The organism is Nocardia brasiliensis (assembly GCF_042691675.1).
Lineage (GTDB): Bacteria > Actinomycetota > Actinomycetes > Mycobacteriales > Mycobacteriaceae > Nocardia > Nocardia brasiliensis_D.
This window is the reverse complement of the sequence record NZ_CP170507.1, coordinates 3,989,205-4,010,822: the sequence shown is the minus strand read 5'-3', so window position 1 is coordinate 4,010,822 and position 21,618 is coordinate 3,989,205. Positions and strand designations below refer to the sequence as shown.

General features: G+C 65.7%; 21 protein-coding genes. 16 read left to right on the top strand and 5 right to left on the bottom strand.

Annotation, left to right across the window (positions count from 1 at the left end; translation table 11 throughout):
* Positions 1-139 precede the first annotated feature (139 nt).
* The 9 genes from ACFK0J_RS18495 to ACFK0J_RS18455 are packed head-to-tail and all read left to right on the top strand — an operon-like array spanning position 140 to position 8,513.
* The gene (locus ACFK0J_RS18495) at positions 140-988 is read left to right on the top strand and encodes an MlaE family ABC transporter permease (RefSeq protein ID WP_378741930.1); all 849 of its coding nucleotides are present in this window, start codon (positions 140-142) and stop codon (positions 986-988) included.
* The gene (locus tag ACFK0J_RS18490) at positions 985-1,851 is read left to right on the top strand and encodes an MlaE family ABC transporter permease (protein WP_378741928.1); all 867 of its coding nucleotides are present in this window, start codon (positions 985-987) and stop codon (positions 1,849-1,851) included. The genes ACFK0J_RS18495 and ACFK0J_RS18490 overlap by 4 nt, the downstream gene beginning before the upstream one ends.
* A gap of 4 nt (positions 1,852-1,855) precedes the next feature.
* Entirely contained in the window at positions 1,856-2,884 is a 1,029-nt protein-coding gene (locus ACFK0J_RS18485) for an MlaD family protein (protein WP_378741926.1), read from the top strand.
* Entirely contained in the window at positions 2,881-3,879 is a 999-nt protein-coding gene (locus tag ACFK0J_RS18480) for an MlaD family protein (protein WP_378741923.1), read from the top strand. The genes ACFK0J_RS18485 and ACFK0J_RS18480 overlap by 4 nt, the downstream gene beginning before the upstream one ends.
* Positions 3,867-4,862, top strand: a complete 996-nt coding sequence (locus tag ACFK0J_RS18475; protein ID WP_378741921.1) for an MlaD family protein — start codon at positions 3,867-3,869, stop codon at positions 4,860-4,862. The genes ACFK0J_RS18480 and ACFK0J_RS18475 overlap by 13 nt, the downstream gene beginning before the upstream one ends.
* A gap of 2 nt (positions 4,863-4,864) precedes the next feature.
* Positions 4,865-5,950 (top strand): MlaD family protein, encoded by a 1,086-nt coding sequence (locus ACFK0J_RS18470; protein ID WP_378741918.1) that lies wholly within the window; start codon positions 4,865-4,867, stop codon positions 5,948-5,950.
* Positions 5,947-7,002 carry an MlaD family protein gene (locus ACFK0J_RS18465; RefSeq protein WP_378741916.1) on the top strand — a complete coding sequence of 352 codons (1,056 nt, stop codon included), beginning with the start codon at positions 5,947-5,949 and terminating at the stop codon, positions 7,000-7,002. Before ACFK0J_RS18470 ends, ACFK0J_RS18465 begins: the two co-directional genes overlap by 4 nt.
* Positions 6,999-7,955: an MlaD family protein gene (locus ACFK0J_RS18460; protein ID WP_378741913.1), complete on the top strand. Its 957-nt coding sequence runs from the start codon at positions 6,999-7,001 to the stop codon at positions 7,953-7,955. The genes ACFK0J_RS18465 and ACFK0J_RS18460 overlap by 4 nt, the downstream gene beginning before the upstream one ends.
* An 18-nt stretch (positions 7,956-7,973) precedes the next feature.
* Positions 7,974-8,513 (top strand): hypothetical protein, encoded by a 540-nt coding sequence (locus ACFK0J_RS18455; RefSeq protein WP_378741910.1) that lies wholly within the window; start codon positions 7,974-7,976, stop codon positions 8,511-8,513.
* Here ACFK0J_RS18455 and ACFK0J_RS18450 read toward each other — a convergent pair.
* Positions 8,435-9,874, bottom strand: coding sequence for an ABC1 kinase family protein (locus tag ACFK0J_RS18450; protein ID WP_378741908.1), 1,440 nt, complete (start codon positions 9,872-9,874; stop codon positions 8,435-8,437). The genes ACFK0J_RS18455 and ACFK0J_RS18450 overlap by 79 nt on opposite strands.
* 113 nt (positions 9,875-9,987) lie before the next feature.
* Here ACFK0J_RS18450 and ACFK0J_RS18445 point away from each other — a divergent pair, with 113 nt between their 5' ends.
* The 4 genes from ACFK0J_RS18445 (at position 9,988) to ACFK0J_RS18430 (ending at position 12,098) form a co-directional block, all read left to right on the top strand.
* The gene (locus tag ACFK0J_RS18445) at positions 9,988-10,620 is read left to right on the top strand and encodes a TetR/AcrR family transcriptional regulator (RefSeq protein ID WP_378741906.1); all 633 of its coding nucleotides are present in this window, start codon (positions 9,988-9,990) and stop codon (positions 10,618-10,620) included.
* Positions 10,621-10,827: 207 nt separating this feature from the next.
* Positions 10,828-11,259, top strand: coding sequence for an SRPBCC domain-containing protein (locus ACFK0J_RS18440; RefSeq protein WP_378741904.1), 432 nt, complete (start codon positions 10,828-10,830; stop codon positions 11,257-11,259).
* Positions 11,249-11,578 carry an ArsR/SmtB family transcription factor gene (locus ACFK0J_RS18435; RefSeq protein WP_378741902.1) on the top strand — a complete coding sequence of 110 codons (330 nt, stop codon included), beginning with the start codon at positions 11,249-11,251 and terminating at the stop codon, positions 11,576-11,578. Before ACFK0J_RS18440 ends, ACFK0J_RS18435 begins: the two co-directional genes overlap by 11 nt.
* A 13-nt stretch (positions 11,579-11,591) precedes the next feature.
* Positions 11,592-12,098, top strand: a complete 507-nt coding sequence (locus ACFK0J_RS18430; protein WP_378741900.1) for an SRPBCC domain-containing protein — start codon at positions 11,592-11,594, stop codon at positions 12,096-12,098.
* A gap of 77 nt (positions 12,099-12,175) precedes the next feature.
* Here ACFK0J_RS18430 and ACFK0J_RS18425 read toward each other — a convergent pair whose 3' ends face one another.
* From ACFK0J_RS18425 to ACFK0J_RS18410, 4 genes are all read right to left on the bottom strand, one after another.
* Entirely contained in the window at positions 12,176-13,240 is a 1,065-nt protein-coding gene (locus ACFK0J_RS18425) for a PLP-dependent cysteine synthase family protein (RefSeq protein WP_378741898.1), read from the bottom strand.
* Complete coding sequence (locus tag ACFK0J_RS18420) at positions 13,237-14,517, bottom strand: MFS transporter (RefSeq protein WP_378741896.1); 1,281 nt, start codon at positions 14,515-14,517, stop codon at positions 13,237-13,239. The genes ACFK0J_RS18425 and ACFK0J_RS18420 overlap by 4 nt, the downstream gene beginning before the upstream one ends.
* A complete protein-coding gene (locus ACFK0J_RS18415; RefSeq protein ID WP_378741893.1) occupies positions 14,511-15,647 on the bottom strand; it encodes a PLP-dependent cysteine synthase family protein in 1,137 nt (378 codons plus the stop codon). The genes ACFK0J_RS18420 and ACFK0J_RS18415 overlap by 7 nt, the downstream gene beginning before the upstream one ends.
* A gap of 1,110 nt (positions 15,648-16,757) precedes the next feature.
* Entirely contained in the window at positions 16,758-18,533 is a 1,776-nt protein-coding gene (locus tag ACFK0J_RS18410; RefSeq protein WP_378741891.1) for an amidohydrolase family protein, read from the bottom strand.
* Between the two features lie 171 nt (positions 18,534-18,704).
* On the opposite strand from ACFK0J_RS18410, the gene ACFK0J_RS18405 reads away from it, so the two are divergent.
* Genes ACFK0J_RS18405 through ACFK0J_RS18395 form a run of 3 tightly spaced genes read left to right on the top strand, consistent with a single transcriptional unit; the run spans position 18,705 to position 21,605 of the window.
* The gene (locus ACFK0J_RS18405; protein ID WP_378741889.1) at positions 18,705-19,622 is read left to right on the top strand and encodes an alpha/beta fold hydrolase; all 918 of its coding nucleotides are present in this window, start codon (positions 18,705-18,707) and stop codon (positions 19,620-19,622) included.
* The gene (locus ACFK0J_RS18400; RefSeq protein WP_378741887.1) at positions 19,619-20,521 is read left to right on the top strand and encodes a metal-dependent hydrolase; all 903 of its coding nucleotides are present in this window, start codon (positions 19,619-19,621) and stop codon (positions 20,519-20,521) included. The genes ACFK0J_RS18405 and ACFK0J_RS18400 overlap by 4 nt, the downstream gene beginning before the upstream one ends.
* A complete protein-coding gene (locus ACFK0J_RS18395) occupies positions 20,511-21,605 on the top strand; it encodes a PDR/VanB family oxidoreductase (protein ID WP_378741885.1) in 1,095 nt (364 codons plus the stop codon). The genes ACFK0J_RS18400 and ACFK0J_RS18395 overlap by 11 nt, the downstream gene beginning before the upstream one ends.
* Positions 21,606-21,618: the final 13 nt, after the last annotated feature.

Here is a 21,618-nt window from a genome sequence, read left to right as displayed (position 1 = left end):
AGCAATCTCATGAATCCGGAGACACGGTGGACAAATATGCCTTACAGTCTCACTGTTCTAGCTGACGCCCAGCTTCCTTCGAAACCCGCGGCTACCGCCGATTCCCTCTTGGTCGGGCACGACGAGAAGAGATAGACGCATGGTTCCACCCGCATCGACCGCACCACTGCGGACATCCACTGCCGGAGTCCTCCGGAAGAACTTCTCCGACACGATGGTCGCGAGCCTGCGCACCTACGGCCGCTCCGTGCAACTGGCGGTCGAGTCGGTCCGCGGGGTGGGTACCGATCTGGCCCGCCGCCGTTTCCAATGGCAGGAGACCTGGCAGCAGAGTTGGTATCTGATCACTGTCACCGCGGTGCCCGCAGTGCTGATGGCGGTGCCGTTCGGCGTGATCGTTTCGGTACAGGTCGGCAACTTGATCCATCAGCTCGGCGCGGACTCGCTGATCGGCGCCGCCGGCGGACTCGGCGTGATCAAACAAGGCGCGCCCATGGCAACCGGGCTGCTACTCGGCGGAGCAGGCGCGTCGGCGATCGCCGCTGACCTGGGCGCCCGTACCATCCGCGACGAGATCGACGCGTTGCGGGTGATGGGAATCAGCCCGGTGCATCGACTGGTGATCCCCCGCATGGTCGCCATGGTCGTGGTGGCGCCACTGCTGAACATTCTGATCATCTTCGTCGGCGTCGCGGCCGGATACATCGTGGCGATCACCGCGCAGGGCGTGACATCGGGCAGCTACTGGCTCACCTTCGGATCGTTCGCCGTGGTGACGGACGTGTGGGTGTCGTTGGGCAAGTCGGTGCTTTTCGGGTTCCTCGTGGTAATCGTCGCCTGTCAGCGCGGGCTGGAGGCCCGTGGCGGTCCGCGCGGCGTCGCCGACGGCGTCAACGCCGCGGTCGTCTTGTCGGTGGTGTCCATCGCGGTAGTCGACTTGGTGATCACCCAGTTGGTCGCCATGTTCCTACCGGTGCGGCTGGCATGACCGCGTCCGGTTACCGGCCGGCCCCGATGCGGTGGGTGCATCGCACTCTACGCATCGGTGCGAGGATCCCGCGCTCGGTCGAAAGCCTGGGCTTCGTCATGGATTTCGGCTGGCAGGTGTTCGGCTCGATCCCTTTCACGCTGCGCCACTATCGTGCCGAGACCGTGCGGCTGATCACCGACATGACGTGGGGGAAGGGGTCGATCATCGTCGGCGGCGGCACCGTGCCGATGCTCATGGTGCTCGGCATCGTCATGGGTGCCGGCACCGGCATCGAAGCGTTCTCGATCCTCGACCTGCTGGGGATGGGCCCGCTGACCGGGATCATCTCCTCCTTCGCCAACACCAGGGAACTAGCACCGATCGCGGCAGGCATCGGGTTCGCCGCGCAGGCCGGTTGCCGGATGACCGCCGAAATCGGCGCGATGCGCATCTCGGAAGAGATCGATGCGATCGAATCCCTAGGGCTGCGGTCGATTCCGTTCGTCGTGACCACCCGGGTGCTCGCCGGGGCGGTAGCGATCGTGCCTACCTTTTTGGTGGCGCTGATCTTGGCTTATCTGAGCTGCGCGACGGTCGTGGTCGTCGTGCACGGCCAATCCAGCGGCGTCTACTACCACTACTTCTTCCAGTTCGTCGCGGGCTGGGACATGATCGGCGCTGTCGTCAAGGTGTTGGTCTTCGTCATCGCGATCATCCTGATCCACTGCTACCAAGGGTTTTTCGCCGCAGGCGGCCCCGAGGGAGTCGGCGTCGCCGCCGGACGTGCGGTGCGCGCCAGCTTCGTCACGATCATCGCGCTGGACATGGTGCTGACCATCCTGCTGTGGGGCCCCGACTCATCGATCCGATTCACGGGGTGAGCTGATGCCGAGATACGGAATGCCGGGCGCGGCCACCGATCGCCGCACCGCCTATCGTCGCGGCATCGCCACACTCGTTGTCGCGGCCGTTGTCGCCGCGGGAACACTGTGCCTTCAGCACACCCGCTCCGACGGCCGGGTCCGCATCCAGGTGCTGACCGCGCAGATCGGCGCAGGCATCAGCAGTGGCTCACCGGTCGGGCTCGACGGTGTTCCGGTCGGTCACGTCGAACGGATCGACAGCACCGCACCCGGGCGAGTGCGGCTCACGATGGCAGTGGACGCCGCCGCGGCAGGCGATCTCACCGACACGCTCGGAATGGACTATGCGCCAGGCAATCTCTTCGGCATCAGCGAGGTCATGTTGCGGCCCAAGGCAGGCGGCCGACCGTTACGCGACGGCGCCGTCATCGACCTGTCCGGTGCGGGCCGGGTCACCGACGCGACCATGAGCCGACTGCTGGAACAACTCGCGACGACCTCCGGTCAGATCCTCACACCGGAGCTCACGGAATCGCTGGCCCGCATGAGCACCGAGTTGAACGCGGTCGCACCGCTACTCCAGACGATCGTGGCACTGACCCGCACGTTGGCCGATACCCAGCAGCACGCGCCGTCCTTTCTCATCGGGCAATACGCGTCGGCGCTACAGGGGTTGGCCTCGCTGATCGACGGCAGCGCCACGCTGCTCGACAACATTTCCCATATCCCGGTGCTGCGCGACGACCGTGCACTGTTCGATTCCTCGGTGGACGTGATCACCGACGACATCGTCCCGACCGCCACCGGCGCCGGTGCCGCCGCGCAACGCCAACTCGGCGCCTACGCGGATCTGCTTGCCCCACTGCTGCATGCCATCGCCGCCACTGTGCCCACCCCGCAGCGGTCCGGCGCCGAGCTGCGTCAGCTGTTCGAACGCATCGATGACTCGTTCACCGATACCCCGAACGGACCGGTGTTGAATATCGAAGTGGCACTCCGTGATGTGCCCGCAGTGGCCGTACCGCTGTTGGGCGGGACGGGCGGCCGATGAAATCCACTCTCCGATTCGCCTGGCGTACCGTGCTTTTCGCGGCTGTGATGGCGGTACTGCTGGTATTGATCGTGCAGGTGATCCGGCGCCCGGTGTCCGGCGCGATGGACACCTACACCGCGGCGTTCACCGACGCGAGCGGTTTGCACACCGGCGACGACGTGCGCATGTACGGCATCCACGTCGGCAAGGTCGAATCACTGACACTGGACGGCGCGACAGCGAAAGTCCGGTTCACCGTGCAGCGCGCGCACCCGATGTACCAGGGCGTCACCCTGGCCATCCGCTATCAAACCCTCGCCGGTCAGCGCTACCTCGACGTCCGCCAGCCCGCACAGGTCGGTGCCGCGCTCGCTGCCGAAACCACGATCAGCACCGACCACACGATCCCGTCCTTCGACATCACCGCCTTGTTCAACGGACTGCAACCGTTGCTGAGCGAGGTCTCCCCCGAGGCCGTCAACCACTTCGCCGAAAGCATGCTCGCCGTACTCGACGGCGACGGTTCCGGTATCGGGCAGGCCCTCGACGCGGTGGAGCAGCTCGCCGGCTATGTCAGCGATCGCCAGACCGTCATCTCCACGCTGATCCGCAATCTGCGGGAGATGTCGGAGGTGCTGTCAGGGCGTTCCCCGCACATGGTCACCATCATCGGCGGATTGGCCGATGTCTTCACCGCACTGGAGCAGAAGCTGCAGGGCGTCGTCGACTACGCGGAAACCATTCCGCCACTGCTGGAACCACTCGACAACCTCGCGGCCCGCCTCGGGCTCACCCCCGGCGAGAACCCGGACTTCGACCGGCTGCTGCGTAGCGCACTACCGGATCCGGACACCGCGCGCGAGGTGCTGGCCCGGCTACCCGCGCTGCTGCAAACACTCGACGCCACGGCGGCAGGCCCGGCTACCAGCCTCTGCAGCAACGGGACTGCACAGGTGCCCGCCCCACTGGCGATTCTTATTGCCGGACAAAGGATCACGGTATGCCATCGCTGATGTTCGCCCGATTCCGGCTTCCCGGCAGCGACGCGCCAGGACGCGAGCTGCGCTGGGGAATCGCCGGAGCACTGTTCGTCGCAGCGCTATTGGTGATCAGTGGCGTGCTTTACGTAGTCCCGTTCGGGAAGACGACCTACACCGCGCTGCTCGTCGAGGCGGGCTCGGTGCAGGTCGGCGACGACGTCAGGGTGGCAGGCATTCCAGTGGGCACGGTCACCGCGATCGAGCTGTTGGCCGACCAGGTTCGCATGCGGTTCAGCATCGAACGGGAGGTGTTCGTCGGCGCGGATACGAGCCTCGAGGTGCGCATGCTCACCGCCGTCGGCGGTCACTATCTCGCCATGCTGCCGGCTGGGGACAAACCCCTTGGGCAGCAAACGATCCCGGCTGACCGGGTGCGATTGCCGTACAGCTTGATGCAGGTGTTCCAGGATGCCGCCGGACCGGTGCGAGCGGCGAACGGCGAGATCCTGCGCCGCAATTTCGTCGCGCTCGAGCAGGCACTCACCGACAATCCCGATGTCATCCGGCGCCTCGGCGACGCCATACGCACGATCGCCGATCTACTCGATCAGCAGCGTGGCGACGTGGCCGCGGCGCTATCGGCCGCCGAGGAATACCTGGGCACCGTCGATGCCGCGAAATCCACCATCGGCCGTCTCGTCAACCGTATCGGGGCGGTGGAGACGATCCTCATCGACAAGCGCGATGAGATCAATACCGCCCTGCCGCTGACCATCCGGCTGCTATCCCGGATCGCGGCGCTCGAACCCGCCTACCGAACCACCCTCCAGCCGCTGGTCGACGAATTCGCCAAGGCCATGCCGGAAATGCAACGGCTCGGTGAGCGACTGGACGAATTGCTCGGCACCATCGACGATCTCAGCGCGCGAACAGTCGATCTCGCCGCGCAGAACGGGGTTACCCTCGACCAGTCGGGCACCATATTCTGCCTCCCACTGCCGGGTAAGGGGTGCTGAAGATGCACCGGCTGTTCGCTTCTCGCGGTTTCATGTCGGCGATCGCGGTGCTCTTCGCGGCCCTCGCTTCGATGGTCGGCTATGTGGTCGTCACCGACCCGCTCGCGCCCGCGCAGCGCTACTGCGCGCAACTGCCCGACGCGATCGGCCTGTATCCGGGCAGCCACGTGCGGGTCCGCGGCGTGGTCGTCGGCACCGTCGTCAGTGTCCGGCCCGGGAATGCGACGGTCCGAGTCGATTTCGAGATCGACGCGAAGTACCCACTGCACGGCGATGTTTCAGCGGCGACGGTATCGGCGAACCTGGCCGCAGATCGGGACCTGGCCGTACTGCCCGGCAAGTCCACCGCCGCCCGCTGGGATCCGATACAGTGCGTTACCCGCACACTGACGCCGAAGAGCATCACCGAAACTCTGCAGGCCACCAACGATCTGGCCCGTCAGCTCAGCACGGCCGACGACCCGCAGCTGATCCGCCGAACCCTCGCCGCACTGCGTACAGCCACCACCGGAACCGGCAGGCAGGCCGACCAGATCATCACGAAGCTCGGGTCGGTCCTGCGCTCCCCCGACGCCGCCGTCACCCAGGTCGGTCAGTTGATCGATGCGCTGAGTTCACTGTCGGCCAGCATCTCCGCCAACTGGGCCGAGTTGCAGCACGTGCTCACCCGCTTCCCCGGGGTATTCGAGCAGATCAACAATGAAATCTTCGCCCACGTCGCCGAATTGGTCGACAGCCTGCGGATGATCCTGCCCATGGCCAACGAGATCACCCGCCAGTACGGCGGCGCGATCCTCGGCGGTCTCGACGCGGCTGTGCCGTATGTGCGCGTTCTCGCAGGCCGCGCCGCGACGGCTCAGCAGATCATCGCCCGCATCCCCGCGCTGACCGATGCGTTCGTCCGCGCGGCAGGGCCGGACGGACAACCCGTGCTCACTTGGGCGCCGCCGACGATCACACTGCCGCAGCCGGTTACCGACGAACTCTGTGCGGCGATGAACGCGATCGCGCCCGGCCGCTGTGCAGGCCCGGACGCGGTCTCGTCGCTGAATCTGGCCCAACTCATCGCCACGGCAGGAGCACGATGAGCACCACGCGATACCGACTGATCCCGGCACTCGGCACCGTCGCGGCGGCAGTGATCGCCCTCGGCGGTTGCGGCTTCGACCCGTCCTCGATCCCCGTGCCCGGCAGCACTGTTGCCGGACCCACCTATCGAATACACATTCAATTCGCGAACGCGCTGAACCTTCCAGCCCGTGCCAATGTCGTCGCCGACGGCGTCCGAGTCGGCAATCTCGCCGCCTTGACCCTGGTCGATCCGGTTCCTGGCGTTGCAGGCTATGTCGTCGCCGACATTGATGTCGCGACGTCCACGCGGCTGCCCGCCGGTACCACCGCCCAGCTCCGGCAGAACACGGTTCTCGGTGATATCTACATCGCGCTCACCAGCGGCATCGGCCCGAACCTCGCGGACGGCGGCACCATCCCGATCGCGCAGACCCGGCCCGCCATGCAGGTCGAAGACACCATGGCGGGGCTGGCGACCTTCGTGCGCGGCGGCGCGATCTCCCGGATGCAGGACATCGTCAACCAGATCAACGCCGCACTGCCCGAGGATCCTGGCGATACCGCGCGGATGGCAGGCATTGTGGCAGGCGACCTCACCGACGTCGCCACACACCTGGACCGGGTTCACGAATTCGCCGCCGCGGCCCACGCCGACATCGACGCCATCCGCGGCAACGCGGCCGAACTCGCGGAACTGTTCTCCGCCGACGGCGCCCGCCAGGTCACCGACGCCACCACCGCCCTGGTGCACCTGTTCGACGTCTTCCCCGCCATTGCCGATTTCGCCCGCGCGATCGCCTGGCTCACGCCGCTGGCCCGCTCCGGCGACGTTGCGGCCGAAGCACTGCTGCCGCTGATGTTCACCGGCCGCCCACTCGACGTGTCGGCCCCCTCGAATCTGAACCGGCTCGTGACACTGCTGCGGGACCGCATCCTGCCATTCATAGAACAGGGCCCGAAGGTGAATATTGCTGACATTCAGACCGTTCCGACGGCGAGCAGGCTGTCGCCGGACGAACGCATAGCGGCGGTTCTCGCCGTACTGAGGATGGTCGGAGCGGTCCGATGACGTGGCGTTCGATAGTGTCACTCGGCGCGATCGCCGCCGTCTTCGTGTTCGGCGCGAGTTATCTCACCTTCGGCGTGGTACGGGTGGAGTGGTTCCGGCACCACACACACGCCACCCTGACCGTGCCGAATTCCGGAGGGCTCCAACCGAACTCGCCGGTATTACTGTCCGGTGTGCGGGTTGGCCGAATCACCGCCGTCGAAACCGTCGACCACGCCGTGCGCGTCGCGCTGCAAGTCGACGACAACTACCGTATCCCGATCAGCAGCATGGTGCGGATCGAGAACCTGTCCGCGCTGGGCGAACCCTATCTACAGTTCGCTCCGACCGGAACCGGCGGGCCGTACCTCACCGACGGCGCGCGGATCGACACCCGCCAGGTCGCACTGCCCCTTTCGATCCCCGACATGGCCACTGCGGCAACCGATCTCCTCGGCCAGCTCGATCCTCAACTCGTCCAGGACCTGGTGCACACCTTCAGCGAGGGCATGTCCAGCACCGAAGCCGCACTGCCGCAACTGAAAAGGTCAACCGACTTGCTGGCGGCCACCTTGCTCGCCAGGCTGCCACAGCTGCGCACGATGCTCATCGATCTGCAGACGATCGGCGCCGACATGGCATGGCTCGGCCCCTCGCTGGAGGCGGGCGGCCCACAGTGGGGACGCTTCGGCGGCAAGGTTCGCGAGGTCGTCGACGCACTCGAAAAGCTGATGCGCAGCAACGGATTCCCCGACGACTACCTGACCGACACCGGCCTTGTTCCCTTCCTTCATCAGTTCTCCAGCCGCCTCGACAGCATCGGCCCGGAATTACAGCCGTTCGTCCCGATGCTCGCGCCGCTGGCCGCCACCGCCAACGGCTCCCTGCGCGGCCTCGACCTCAGCGCGCTCATCACCCAAGCCCTCAACAGCACCGGCGACGGCGCAGCGCGCCTGCGGATCGCCGTCCGATAGCCCGTCAAGGAGCACACCATGCCAGCACCACGCACCGCGACCGTATCGATCTCACTGAGCACAGCCCTGCGCGGGCTGGTCGTCGTTGCACTCATCGCGGCGACGACCACCTTCGGCGTGCTGTGGTGGTCTGCCGACCGCAGCGCCGGACACCGCGACGCGGCTGCGGCCGACAATCGCCATGCCGAGCAGGTCGCCACCGACTATGCCGTCGGCGCAGCCACTATCGACTATCAGAACTTCCCGGCTTGGCTCACCAAACTCAAGACCGGCACCGCCGCACCGCTGGCAACCAAGTTCGACAGTACCGGGCCCGCCCTGCAACAACTACTGACGCCGCTGCGCTGGACATCCACCGCCACACCGATCGCCGCGGCGGTGAAATCCGAATCCGCTGGTATCTATCAGGTCGACGTCTTCCTGGACGTCAACTCGACCAGCGCCCAAGCCCCTACCGGCACCCGCACGACCGTCACCTATCACATCACCGTCGACCGGAACTCCGGCTGGCAGGTCACCGATGTCGGCGGCCTGGACGGCGCCATCCCGGCACGGTGACGCTCATGCCAATCCCGTTGGACACGACCGAGTTCCGTCGCTGGCTCGGCGTCGAAGATCCACTCCCTGGCGATCCTGTGCAGATTGACGCACGGACGCAACTGACCGAGAATCGCCGCCAACTGCAGTTCGGCACGGCCGCGCAGCGCGTGCGCGGCAGGCAAGTTGTACGGACGCAACGAGACTCCGGAGTTGCTGCTGCCGAAGCCGATCATCGCGGCCAAATCATTGGCGATATCCGGGGTGATCCGCGCCCGTTCGTCGCACAGATACCACCCGAACACCCGCATGAAGGCGCCGTAGGCCGCCTCCGCCGACACATCGGATTCCCTTGCGAATCCCCGCATCTCCATCAACTCCACCACCCTTGCGATATCACCGGTGATGCCCGCGCGCAGCGCGGCCAGTTCGGCTTCCGCGGTGTCCGCGTCGACCGACTTGCACAGGCCGAAGTCCAGGAAGCCCACCGATCCGTCGGCAAGCAGCAGCACATTGCCCGGGTGCGGGTCACCGCTGTAGTGGCGCAACAGATATGGCGCACCGCCGTAGAAGCGAAAGACGATCTCGGCGATCCGATCACGCTCGGTCTGCGGCGCGGTGTATGCCGAACCCAGCGGCTGTCCATCGAGCCACTCGGTCACGATCACACGCTGACTCGACAAGGGTTGCAGGACATCGGGAATCCGAATGAACGGATGGCCGCGATAAGCGTCCGCCAGCAACCGGGTATGCCTGGCCTCGATCCGGTAGTCCAGCTCTTCCCGCACCCTGACCCCGAATTCGTCGGCGAGCGACGCCGTGTCCAACTTCGGCCGCAGCAGCCTGAACGCCGACAGCATGGTACGCAGGTTCTTCAGATCCGCCAGCACCGCCGCTTCGATTCCCGGATACTGCACCTTGACCGCCACCGCCCGACCATCGGTCGTGCGCGCCTTGTAGACCTGGCCGATCGACGCCGCCGCCACCGGCTCCTGGTCGAACTCGGCGAACACCGTGCTCAGTTCCGCACCGAGCCCGGCCACCAACTGCGTGCGCATTCGACTCCACGGCACCGGGGTGGCGTGGTCCTGCAGGCGCGCCATGCTCGATTGGAAGAACTCGCGATGTTCGGGCGGCACGAACCCGGGATCGATCAGCGAGAGCATCTGCCCGAGCTTCATCGAGACACCGCGCATACTGCCGAGGACAGCGACCAACCGCTCCGCCAGCATGGCGTTGCGGGCCTGCTCGGCCTCGGCAGCCTTGGCATCGGGACGGACGAGATCGGCGGTCCGATGCGCGGCGAATTTCACCGTTTCCGATCCGACCAGACCACCGAGCTGCGCGGCACGGCCCGACCTCGATCGCGACATCTTTGTCATCGGCCGAGTATCACCTGTCGGCCGGACAGATGCGAGCGATGCAACAAAAATCTCTCACTGTTCCGCGAGCCTCCCCCACGAGCAGTCCCGCACTGGACGATAATCTCGCAGACATGACCAACCCAGGCATCGACGTCGAGCACCTTTTCGGATCGGGGCTGCAGCCGACGACCGACGCCGAACAGAACCGGCTGTTGGATGCGGCTCGCGCCGAGTTCATCGAGCATGGATTCCGGCGCACCTCCGTCGGTGACATCGCCCGCCGGGCCAAAGTATCGCGCCCCACCGTCTACCGACGGCTCGGCGACAAGGACGACATCGTGCGCCAAGTGGTGGTGCGTGATGTGGTGGCGTTCTTCCTCTCCATCAGCGGTCGAGTACTCACCCAGGCGACTCCGGCCGACAAGGCGGTGGAGGCATTCGTACTCGGTGTCCGCGAGTCCCGCCGCCACCCCCTGGTCGCGGCGCTGCAGCAATACGAACCGGACACCCTGGTCTCCTTCCTGACCGACCATCTCGCGGCGATGGAACCTGTTCGCGCGACCGTCGCGATGGCGATCGCCGGCGACTCGCTCTCCCTTGAAGGCGCGCTGCGTGCGGCAGAGATGTTCATCCGAGTGACCGCGTCGATGCTGATGATGCCCAGCGAATCGCTACCCATCGACACCGACGAACACGCCCGCTGGTTCGCCAAGACCTATTTCCCGCCGATCATCGCGGCATCGGCTGGGCCGGGACCGGCCTGATCTGTTGCCCGCCAACCTATCTCGACACAAACGATGTCACAGTTCGCGGACAGAGCCACGCGCACGGGCCTGCCCTTTGTAGCGTGCCATCGTTGTCCTGTCGCATCGCGAAATCGCTCCAGGCGAGCGATTACGCCACCCCTTGACGCAACCAACAGGTTGCAATAGCCTTATCGCAACCAACTGATTGCGATAAAGGAGAAGATGATGGGATTTCCCGATCAGATCGTTCGGACCGTCGAACTAGCGCACCCGCCCGCCAAGGTCTGGGCGGCGATCACCACCGCCGAGGGGCTCGGTTCCTGGTTCGGCAACACCGCGACGATCGATCTGCGTCCCGGCGGCGCGGCACAAATGAAGTTCGACGGCGGGCACACCGCGGATATGCGAGTGGAGCGGGTAGAGGAGCCCAGCGTCTTCGGGTTCACCTGGCACATCAACGGGCTGCCCGAGGACGACCCGCGCCGCACCTATGTCGAGTTCACCCTCGAACCCGTCGGCGCGGGCACGCGCCTCACCGTCGTCGAGGCCGGTTTCGCCCAGCTCCCCGACGACGCGCACCGGATCGCGTTCGGCGGCAATACCGACGGCTGGCGCAGCGAGCTCGGCGAGCTGGTCGAATACCTCGATGCGGCCTGAGCTGGAAGCCACCGCCGAACGGGTCTTCGTCGCGCTCGCCGACCCGAGCCGACGCTCGCTCCTGGCCGCGCTCGCCGCCGGCGGCCCGGCCACCGCGACCGACCTCTCCGATCGACTGCCCATCACCCGGCAGGCGATCGCCAAACACCTTGCCCTGCTATCGGATGCGGGCCTGGTGATCGCCGAACCAGGGGAACGGCGGCGCATCCGCTACCGCCTCGATTCCGCACCTATGCAAGTGGCGCAACAGTTCCTGGCCGCACTGGCTCGGGACTGGGACGGCCCGCTCGACGCACTACGCAAACACTTGGACAGCTAGACAGGAAAAGTCAATGAGCACAAACGATTTCACCGCGACCATCACCGTCGACGCCGCTCCGCAGGAGGCCTTCGCCGCGATCAACAATGTGCACGGCTGGTGGTCGGAAACCATCGAGGGCAGCACCGGAACAGTGGGCGACAGCTACCTTTTCGAGGTGCCCGACGTGCACCGCTGCACGATGACCACCACCGAGTCGATCCCTGGCGAACGCCTGGTCTGGCACGTCACCGACTCGTACCTGTCCTTCGTCGCGGACACCGCCGAATGGGAGCGCACCGACGTCGTCTTCGACCTCACCGAGCGCGACGGCCGCACCGAAATCCGGTTCACCCATGTCGGTTTGCGGCCATCCGGCGAGTGCTACGAGGTGTGCTCGAACGCGTGGGGCGCTTACGTTACGACCAGCCTGTACAACCTGATCACCACCGGCGCAGGCGACCCCTTCCGGCGCGGCACCACCATCGAGATGGAGGCGTCCAAGCACGGCAACACCGAACTCCTCGGCCTGAGCACCTGAACCGGACAGTGGGTGCGGGCATCAGCGTCTGGGGGGTCGTTATACCGAAGCGTTAGGGACCCGCCGCGGCCGCAGTGTTATTGACCAGACGTGCTGGTCGCCGCCGAGTAATGTCGCCATGGTTCGAGTTGATCGCCGGGGAACGGGGCGTAGTCGGCGAGGCGGGTGCGGAGGTCGTCGATCGTTGTCGCGAGCGCGACGTTGTTGGTGGAAATCCACCCGTCGTTGTAGATCGTCTCCAGGTACCGGTCCCCGCCATCGGGGGCGATGGCAACCACATTGTGCCCGGGGCCCAGCAACTGTCCGACGCGCAAGGCGATAAAGACGGCCGCGCCGGAGGATCCGCCCAGTAGCAGGCCTTCGGTACTCGCCAGCAGTCGGCAGGTGCTGAATGCTTCGGCGTCCCCGCACCAGTACGCATGATCGATCACACTGCGGTCGAAGTTGCCAGGGGTGAATCCAGAGCCCAAGCCGATCAGCAGATGCTGTCCCATCGGCCCGCCGATGGCGGTGGACCCTCGACCATCCACCGCCACGGTGAGGCAATGGCTTCCGGCTTGTCTGAGCGCTCGTCCGATTCCGGTGACCTGGCCGCAACTGCTCGTGGTACAGACCACGGCATGCACATCGCCATCGAGGTCGGCGAGGATCTCCTGTGCCGTCGTGGTGCTGTGCGCGGCCGGGTTGTTCGGGTTGTTCCACTGGTTGGGCATATACGCGCCCGTCGTACTGCGAACGATCTCTTCGGCGGCACGAATCCTGGGGATTTGGTATTTGCCATGTTCGTCACTTACATCGACGAGCTTGGGTTGCGCCCCGTACGCGGCGATGCTGCGAACGCTGAACGGTGGGGTGCGCGGGTCGACCATGATCTCGGTACGGATTCCGAGTGCGGCACCGATCATGGCCAGCGCGATGCCCAGGTTTCCGGACGTAGCCTCGACAATCGCGCCGTCCGTGCTGAGTTCGCCGGCGTGCAGGGCTTCGCGCACCATGGCGGCGGCCGGGCGTGCCTTGACGCTACCGCTGGGGTTGAGACATTCGAGTTTGACCCATACGGTCGCCTCAGATGCTCGGGTGAGCCGGTTGAGCCGAACGAGCGGAGTGCCTCCGATGACATCAATGATGTTGTCGTACTTCATCGTTGCGTCCTCTGTTGTCGGGTATTTCCTGGTTCGATGGGTGGGAAGAGAGAGCGAGCACGCATCACGGCGATCAGGGCGGCGGCCCCGATCCCGTAACCGATCAGCAGCAGCCACGGCAGCCAGGGCACGTGCATCCGGGCGCCGACGTCGACGGCGTAACCGACAACGGTGTTGCTGACCACCGCCGCCACTCCGGAGGCAGTCGCGAACACACCCAGGTAGGTACCGATCAGAGCGGGGCGGGCGAACTCGGATGTCAGATCCAGCGCCACGGGCTGTGCCACCGCAACGCCGAGCGTCAGCACGACCGTGGCCGCGATCGTGGGCAGCATCGGGGGGAAGGCTTCCCACAGCCCCGTCGTGCCGGTCGCCGATTGCGCAGTACTACCGACGGCTGTCGGTACGAATGCCAGTCCGCACAGCGTCAGCCCTATCCCGACGGAGATCGGCGAGGCCCATCGTTGTCGGCACCATTCGGTGATCCGTACCTGCAGGCCGAGGGTTACGAGGGTGGACGCGATGAACAGCAGCGCGGCAGACCCCGCGAAACCCGAAGTGCGAGCGGCCTCCAGGGGCAATGTCAGGTAGAGCTGGTTGTACAGCACGAAGATCGCAGAAGTGGCGCACACATAGAGCAGGAATCGACGATTGCCGATGACCTCCCGCCAGTCGGCCAGCACCGACTGCTCGGCTGGAGCTACCGGACGCGGCGGTAGCGTCAGGATCTGCGCGATGGTCAAGACGGCGAACACCAGCGCCGCCACCGTCGCCACCAAACGAAAGTCGACCACGAGCAGCAGGCTGCCGATGAGCGGGCCGATCAGCGTGCCGGATTCGCCCGCGACATTCAACAGGGAAAAAGCTTGCAGCCGTTGGGCTCCGGACTCGTGTGCGAGATAAGCACGGGCCGCTGGACTGAACATCGCGCCCGCCACCCCGGTCACCATCGCGGCAAGGACCAACCCGACGGCGCTGTCCACCACCGCGAAGGCTCCGAAACCCACTGCGCGGAGCAGGCATCCGGCAATGATCAAGGGCCGGCAGCCGATCCGGTCGGCGCCCGAACCGCCCAGCAGGGTCAAGCCTTGCTGGCTGAGACTGCGGACGCCGATGATCGCACCCACAACCCCCGTGGCCAGGTGCAGGTTATCGCGCAGGTGCGTGGCGAGAAACGGAATCAGCATATAAAAGCCGAGATATACGCCGAACTGATTGACCAGCAGCAACTGCACGGTGGGCGGGAGCGAGCGCGCGGCACGGAACGCGGTCAGCACGGCGCCCGGTCCTTGCTGTCACGATCGGCTCGGCGGCACGGGTCGATAATGCGGGTGCAGCGCGTCCAGCGGCGCACAACCCGTTCGGCCGGGTGCGCGGTCGTGTCCGGTTCGACCGGCGGGTCGGCGTCGAGCAAGCCGTTCCGGGCACAGAATGCGTCGTTGTAGATCGTGTCGAAGTAGCGGCCGGGCCCGTCGGGAAACACCGCCACGATGCGAGTTCCGAGATCGCTCGTGCGCGCCAGCCATCCCGCCACGACAGCGACGGCACCCACGCTCCAACCGCCTGTGGCGTGGTGTGCCGCGGCCAGTCTGCGGCAGGCCCACACCGCCTCCGATGGTGCGACCCAATGGATTTCGTTGAACGCCGGGTAGTCGACATTGCGCGGATAGATACTCGAGCCGAGCCCTCGCATCAGCCGCGGTCCCGCGGGCTGGCCGAAGATCGTCGACGCCACGGTGTCGACCCCGACCAGCCGCAGTTCGGGGTTGAATCGGCGCAGCACCCGCGCCGCCCCGGCCGAGTGGCCGCCGGTGCCGACCGAGCACACCAGCACATCGATGCGACCCAACTGCTGTATCAATTCGAGTGCCAGTGTTTCGTAGCCGTCGACGTTGTCCGGGTTGTGGTACTGATCCGGGCACCAGGCGTCCGGTTCCTCCTCGAGCAGTTCAGTCACCCTGTCACGCCGTGACTGCTGCCAGCCGCCGCTCGGATGCGGTTCGCTCACCAGCTCGACTCGAGCGCCGTAGGCCGTCAGCATGCGTGCGACGAACGGCTCCATCCCCGGATCGGTCACCACCGTGACCGGGTGCCGATATACCATTCCTGCCAGAGCCAATCCCAAACCCAAAGTGCCACTGCTAGATTCGATTATTCGGGCGCCGTGGGCGAGTTCGCCACGCTGTCGCGCGCAGCGCACCATATGGAGGGCCGGGCGGTCCTTCATGCCACCTGGGTTGAAACCTTCGAGCTTGGCCCAGAAACCTCGGCCTGACGGCGCCAGCGAGGCCCCGACCCACAGCACCGGCGTGTTGCCCACCAGGTCCCGGGGACCTCGCGCCGCCGTCGGCGCGCAGACCACAGCGGTTGTTATCTCGTCTTGCCTTTCCAGCACGATCTTGTCCATGGCTGTCGTTTTCTCTATCGAGGCCGCCCAGGGGCGGCGGAAGATGCGAGCGGGCAGCGGACACCGGCCGATCCAACGAAACGACGGCGGCCTGGCGCTGACCGATCAGCGCCTAGCGACACACAGACGCGTTGCGATACCCCGGCCACTCACGGCCGGTTGCGCGCTCAGCAGAGGCGCGCACACCCCGGGGCGGCCGGACCTCGAAACAGCAAGAACCCCAATGACTATCAACCCGAGGGCAACGAGCAATTGCGGGACGATCGGCGTCCTGTCCGCACTCGGTGCCACCAGTTTCGGCAAGCAGTGCGCCAGATGGCCCCAGCACTCGCGGCCCCCCTGGTCATCGAGCTGATGGGACGAGTCACCGATTACCGGAGCGGCGGCCTGGTCGGCAACCGCGACGACTTCCGCATGCGAAGGAAAGATCTCCTCGGTCAGTACACAGTCGAGCATCGGCACTGCGAGCGCTACTGCCACCAGAAGCGCCAGCGCGGAGTAACCGAGCCGCAACCGACCGATGAATCTCACGATGTCTCCACTGAAGCAACCGGGTCGCAAACACCCACCACTCGATATAGCGACAGTGACGTGTCGAGCACGCCTGGTCGGCTCGACTGACAATCAAGCCAACAATCAGGGCCACGTCACGGCATCGAACCACGGCCGGCACCAACGCTGCCGTCCCAGCTTCTATGCATCGATTGATCGAATGCTGTTGCTAGCGAACCGTTTCGGAAAGATCCCGTAGACGCTCCACTATACGTGATCGAACTGCTTCCACCCCGAAGGCGGCCTTCCTGTTCGTCGGCGACGAGCGCCGCTACCCGTCGCTGCGGCACCGCATGTTCGGCAGTGCATCTCAGACCGTCCAACCCCTGCCAGCGCCGAAAAGCTCGGCGGCGGCGGCGCTTGCCGCCAGCTCAAATGGGGATTTCCAGTCAAATGGGGGATTTCCCCAGCCGATCTGGTCAGCGCGGCCAATGGCCGCGTTCACGACGAATCAGGCAGACGTCGTGACGATCAGAAGGTGGCCCAGTTCGATGCCGATCGTTCGACGCTTCCCCGGCGGGCGAATCTATCCGGGTAGCGGGAACACCACCTCCGATATCACCGAGCCGAAGCTGGAGTACGCACGCGGGTGTCGGCGGGCAGGAATCGCCCGGGTCCCCAGTCGGTGCCGAGCCCCGGCGCGAACTGCCCGTCGCGGTAAACCACTCGGCCGTTGACGATGGTTGCGGTGACCGCTTTGTCGTTGCGATTGACCATCCGCCTGAGGCCGCCGTACTCGGGTACGGCCTGCTCGGCCAGGCCATGCACGGCGTGGTCGAGCTGGTCGGGATCGACGATGACGATGTCGGCGCGGTCGCCGACCCGAAGGTGACCCGCGTCGAGTCCGAACCAGTCGGCCAGCTCCCCGGTGAGCCGACGCACCGCGTGCTCGACCGACAGGAAGGGCTTTCGAGCGCCTTGCGCGGACTTGACGCGCTCGAGCAGTCGCAGGTGATAGTTGTAAAAGGCCATATTGCGCAGATGGGCACCCGCGTCACCGAATCCCATGTGCACGTGCTTGTTCGCGGCGAGTTTGTCCAGATACTTGGGCCGGTGATTGGCGATGGTGGTGCGCCAGCGGATGCTGCGTCCGTATTCCACCACGAGGTCCAGGAAAGCGTCGACCGGATGGATGCCACGCTCGGTACCGACCTGGCCGAAGCTCTTGGCGATCAGCGTCGGATCCGGGCATTCGACGATGACGGCGTCGAACAGGTTGCGGTGCCAGATCTTCGGGGAGAGTTTGTTCTCCACGTCGCGTCGGAACCAGCGGCGGTATTCCTCGGACCGCAGCAATTCGTTGCGCTCGACCTGATCCTTGATGTCCAATGCTGCCGCGCCGGAACCGAATTCCTCGAACACGACGAGGTCGATGCCGTCTGCGTACACAGTGAAGGGCACCGGCACGTGCTGCCAACGGAAATTGCCGCGCAGTAACCAGTTGATGATCGGCGCGCCATACATCATGAAGTAGACGATGGGCGGGTAAGCCTTGGAATCGGCAGCCGCCAGTAGTGAAACCTTCAGCGGCGCACGGCCGAAACGGCCACTGGACGCGAGAAAGAACTGTGGCAGGTTGGGATTGAAGGAAATGTTCGGGGTGCTCTGCAGAATTCGCTTGCGGGCGCGCAATACCTCGTTCAGCGCCCGGAATTCGCGGCGCTTGACGAAGGTGGACGGTAGCGAGCGGGAGCGGTAGAGGTCGCCATCGAGCTTGTCGATCCAGTTGGTGGTCGCGGACAGACCGAGGAAACCTGCGTCGAGCGCCTCACTGAGAAGTTCTCGCATGCGGCCGATTTCGGCGGCAGCCGGTCGATAGTTCGCGTCGACGGCCCGCTCCATGCCGAGGACGTGGATGCGCAGATCTGAAAGACCCAGGAACCCGGCGATATTCAAGCCGAGGTTGAGTTGGTCGACGGTTTTGGCGTACTCGGTCGGGCTGGACCAGGTTCGGTGCCTGTCGAGTGCGTCCATTACCGCAGCCCGCGGCACCGCCTCGACGCGGCTGAAGATGTCGGCGCATTCGGCGTTGGACGCCAGAATCGTGGTGAGCGAGCAGTTTCCGATGACCGCGGTGGTGACGCCGTGGCGCACCGATTCGGTGAGCGCCGGTGCGACCAACATCTCCACGTCGTAGTGCGTGTGAATGTCGATGAAGCCCGGCATTACCCAGCGGCCGCTGGCGTCGATGACCTCCGTCGCGTCGGCCGGATCGAGGGCGGCGCCCGCGGCGACGACCTGCCCGTCGCGCACGGCGATATCACTGATCCGCGGGGCCGTTCCGGCCCCATCGAACCAGATGCCGTCTTTGATGATCAAGTCGTAGTGGCTCATCGCCGCCTCTCGTCTCGCGTGCCGGATATAACCATGCATGATTGCATGTCTTACCGCAAGACAGCAGGTTGACATGATGCTTTAACCCATGCACTAATGCATGTCGACGACCTGGCAAGCGAATGCTGCCCGCGTCGATCCGTCGTATACCTCGAGCTAAGGAAGCCGCTAGTGCCCGAACCTGATCTGGTGCGCCTGGCCACCCCGGCGGTGGACATCACGGCTTTGGCCTGGGGCGATCCCGCCGACCCGGTGGCGATTCTGGTTCACGGCTTCCCGGATTCGGCATGGACCTGGGACCGCATCGGGCCCGCGCTCGCCGCCCGGGGCTGGTATGCCGTCGCACCGTTCACCCGCGGCTACGCACCGACCTCACTGGCGGCCGACGACGACTACTCGATCGGTTCCCTCGTCGACGACGTCCTAGCGGTCTACCACGCGGTCGGCGCGGACTCGGCGGCTGTGCTCATCGGCCACGACTGGGGCGGGGCGATCGTCAGCGCGACGTCGAGCAGTCACCCGGAGCTGTTCCGACGTGCGGTGGTCATCGCCATACCGCCACTGGCCGCAATCCGGGGTCTGATCGATCAACCACACCGGCTGGTGTCGAATCTGCCGTTGTTGGCCCGACAACTGCCCCGCAGCTGGTACATGCCGGTGGTATCGACACCGGTGCTGTCCGACCTGATCGGGCACCGCCTGATCGCGCTGCTATGGCGACTGTGGGCGCCACGCTCCGAGGTTGCCGAATATCGCGCGCACGGACTGACGGCCCTCGCGGACCGTCGTCGGCTCCGCGCGGCGTTCTCGTACTACCGGGCGGTATGGAATCCGCTGTATCGGCGCACGAACGCGCACGCGGCACAGCAGCGACTCGCGTTCGCGGCCATGCGGAATCCCACGCTGTACCTCCAGGGCGCCGACGATACCTGCGGGCTCGCGCGAACCGGCGCCAGGGCCCTGGACTACCTGCCACCGGGTAGCCGCCGGGTAGTGATCGAAAAGGCCGGGCATTTCACACATTTGGAGCGGCCGGACGAAGTCGTCCGGCACATCACCGAGTTCATCGATCAAGGAGAGCGAGCATGAGACTACGAGCGAGAAAGCGCCCGGTACCGCTGGACTCCGTCGAGGTCGGACCGCTGCAACTGAAGGCGCGCGATGTTTCGTTCGACCTCAGTGCGACTCCCCTGCACTGGATTCCGGGTCACGCGGTGGCTTCGCACACGATCAGCGCATATCACCTGCTGTTCCCCGAGGTCGAGCGCTTCTTCATCACCGCGTTCAAAGAGGCGTTGCCGCAGATCCGCGACCCACGGCTGCGCGAGGACGTACTCGGCTTCATCGGGCAGGAGACCGTGCACGCCAACGCGCACGACGAATCGCTAGGTGACTTCTTCCAGCGCAACGGCATCGACCCCGCGCCGCCGCTGGCGCAGGCCGAATTCCTGTTGGGCAAGCTGCTCGGGCCGCGACACTACGACAACCCGAAACAGGTGCGGCAGTACCTGATCAACCGCTTGGCGGTGATCGCCGCGTTCGAGAACTTCACCGCGTTCCTCGGCCACTTCGTCCTCAACTGCGCCTGGGACGAATACCACGCCGACCCCGGCATGACCGCGCTGTTCCGCTGGCACGGCGCCGAGGAAATGGAACACCGCACGGTAGCCCACGACGTCGCCATGTACTTCGACCCGCGGTACCGGCGCCGTCTACGCACCATGCTGGTCGTCGGGCCGCTGACGGTCTGGATCTCGTGCCGCTTCATCTGGTACCTGATCAAGAACGACGCCAGCGCAACGAACTCCCGGCTGCGCGCCCTGTACGAGGTCGTCCGCGATGGCAGGCGCGGCATCCTGCCGACACTGCCGACCGTGCTGGGGTCCATCGTCGACTACCTCAAACCCGGTTACACCCCCGACGACACCGGATCCATGGCCCAAGCGCTGGCCTACCTCGCGAAGATCGAGGCCCGGCATGCCGGTTGAGTCGAAGGTTCCACCGCACCTGCACGGTCGATTCCGGCGTGATCCGTTACTGCGGCTGCTGCGGCTCGGCCGCGACGCTGTGATGTGGGCGGAGAAGTACACCCATTTGCCCGTGCCGAACGATGGACCGTTTCCGGAGTTCATCGAGGCGAGAGTGATCGAGCGTCGCGGCGTCACCGCGGACGGCAGCGTTATCGCGCTCACGGTGCAAGCCGCCAACGGATCCGAGCTGCCCGCGTGGTTCGCCGGCTCACATGTGGACCTGCGGCTACCGTCCGGGCTGGTGCGCCAGTACTCGCTGTGCGGGAACCCGGCCGATCGCGCCACCTATCGCATCGCCGTGCGCCACCTGGCCGACGGACGCGGCGGGTCCGCCGAGGTCCATCGCGCTCTCACCGTCGGCGCGGTCGTGCGGATAGGCCTGCCGCGCAACGCTTTTCCGCTGGCAATCGGCGGATGGGCACAGCAGCTGTCGGCGATACGGTTCATCGTCGGCGGGATCGGCATCACCCCGATCCTGCCCATGCTCGACATTCTCGAGCGGGCGGGGATCGACTGGTCGATGGTCTACTGCGGTCGCTCGCGCGCCTCGCTGGCCTTCCTCGACGAGCTCGAACGCTACGGCGAACGGGTTCTCGTGCACACCGATGACGAACGCGGCGTCGCCACACCGGAGATCCTGCTCGGCGACCTGTCCGGCAAACCCGCCGTGTACACCTGCGGTCCCGCGCCGATGATCGACACCCTGTGCGCCGCGCTGGCGAGTCGGCCTGATATCGAATGCCATTACGAGCGTTTCGCTCCCGCGCCCGTCGTGGACGGACGCGAGTTCGAGATCCACTTCGCCCGCACCGGCGAAGTCGTCACCGTCGCGGCCGACCAGACCGCCCTGTCGGCGATCCTGACCGCGCGACCCGACGCCACGTATTCCTGCCAGCAGGGCTTCTGCCGCTCCTGCGCGGTCCGGGTGCTCGACGGCGAGGTGACGCATCGGTCCACCTCGCTGAGTCCCACCGAAACGGAACAGGGATACTTTCTCCCGTGTGTTTCCCGCGCCGAGAGTCGCTTGACCGTCGACATGTGATGTCGCGGAGAAT

Excerpts from the sequence above, each read along its gene's own strand:
- ACFK0J_RS18470 (WP_378741918.1), top strand. The coding sequence starts at position 4,865 with ATGCACCGGCTGTTCGCTTCTCGCGGTTTCATGTCGGCGATCGCGGTG.
- ACFK0J_RS18435 (WP_378741902.1), top strand. The coding sequence starts at position 11,249 with ATGCGGCCTGAGCTGGAAGCCACCGCCGAACGGGTCTTCGTCGCGCTC.
- ACFK0J_RS18465 (WP_378741916.1), top strand. The coding sequence starts at position 5,947 with ATGAGCACCACGCGATACCGACTGATCCCGGCACTCGGCACCGTCGCG.
- ACFK0J_RS18460 (WP_378741913.1), top strand. The coding sequence starts at position 6,999 with ATGACGTGGCGTTCGATAGTGTCACTCGGCGCGATCGCCGCCGTCTTC.
- ACFK0J_RS18430 (WP_378741900.1), top strand. The coding sequence starts at position 11,592 with ATGAGCACAAACGATTTCACCGCGACCATCACCGTCGACGCCGCTCCG.
- ACFK0J_RS18455 (WP_378741910.1), top strand. The coding sequence starts at position 7,974 with ATGCCAGCACCACGCACCGCGACCGTATCGATCTCACTGAGCACAGCC.
- ACFK0J_RS18395 (WP_378741885.1), top strand. The coding sequence starts at position 20,511 with ATGCCGGTTGAGTCGAAGGTTCCACCGCACCTGCACGGTCGATTCCGG.
- ACFK0J_RS18400 (WP_378741887.1), top strand. The coding sequence starts at position 19,619 with ATGAGACTACGAGCGAGAAAGCGCCCGGTACCGCTGGACTCCGTCGAG.
- ACFK0J_RS18450 (WP_378741908.1), bottom strand. The coding sequence starts at position 9,874 with ATGACAAAGATGTCGCGATCGAGGTCGGGCCGTGCCGCGCAGCTCGGT.
- ACFK0J_RS18480 (WP_378741923.1), top strand. The coding sequence starts at position 2,881 with ATGAAATCCACTCTCCGATTCGCCTGGCGTACCGTGCTTTTCGCGGCT.
- ACFK0J_RS18475 (WP_378741921.1), top strand. The coding sequence starts at position 3,867 with ATGCCATCGCTGATGTTCGCCCGATTCCGGCTTCCCGGCAGCGACGCG.
- ACFK0J_RS18410 (WP_378741891.1), bottom strand. The coding sequence starts at position 18,533 with ATGAGCCACTACGACTTGATCATCAAAGACGGCATCTGGTTCGATGGG.
- ACFK0J_RS18415 (WP_378741893.1), bottom strand. The coding sequence starts at position 15,647 with ATGGACAAGATCGTGCTGGAAAGGCAAGACGAGATAACAACCGCTGTG.
- ACFK0J_RS18490 (WP_378741928.1), top strand. The coding sequence starts at position 985 with ATGACCGCGTCCGGTTACCGGCCGGCCCCGATGCGGTGGGTGCATCGC.
- ACFK0J_RS18485 (WP_378741926.1), top strand. The coding sequence starts at position 1,856 with ATGCCGAGATACGGAATGCCGGGCGCGGCCACCGATCGCCGCACCGCC.
- ACFK0J_RS18445 (WP_378741906.1), top strand. The coding sequence starts at position 9,988 with ATGACCAACCCAGGCATCGACGTCGAGCACCTTTTCGGATCGGGGCTG.
- ACFK0J_RS18440 (WP_378741904.1), top strand. The coding sequence starts at position 10,828 with ATGGGATTTCCCGATCAGATCGTTCGGACCGTCGAACTAGCGCACCCG.
- ACFK0J_RS18495 (WP_378741930.1), top strand. The coding sequence starts at position 140 with ATGGTTCCACCCGCATCGACCGCACCACTGCGGACATCCACTGCCGGA.
- ACFK0J_RS18425 (WP_378741898.1), bottom strand. The coding sequence starts at position 13,240 with ATGAAGTACGACAACATCATTGATGTCATCGGAGGCACTCCGCTCGTT.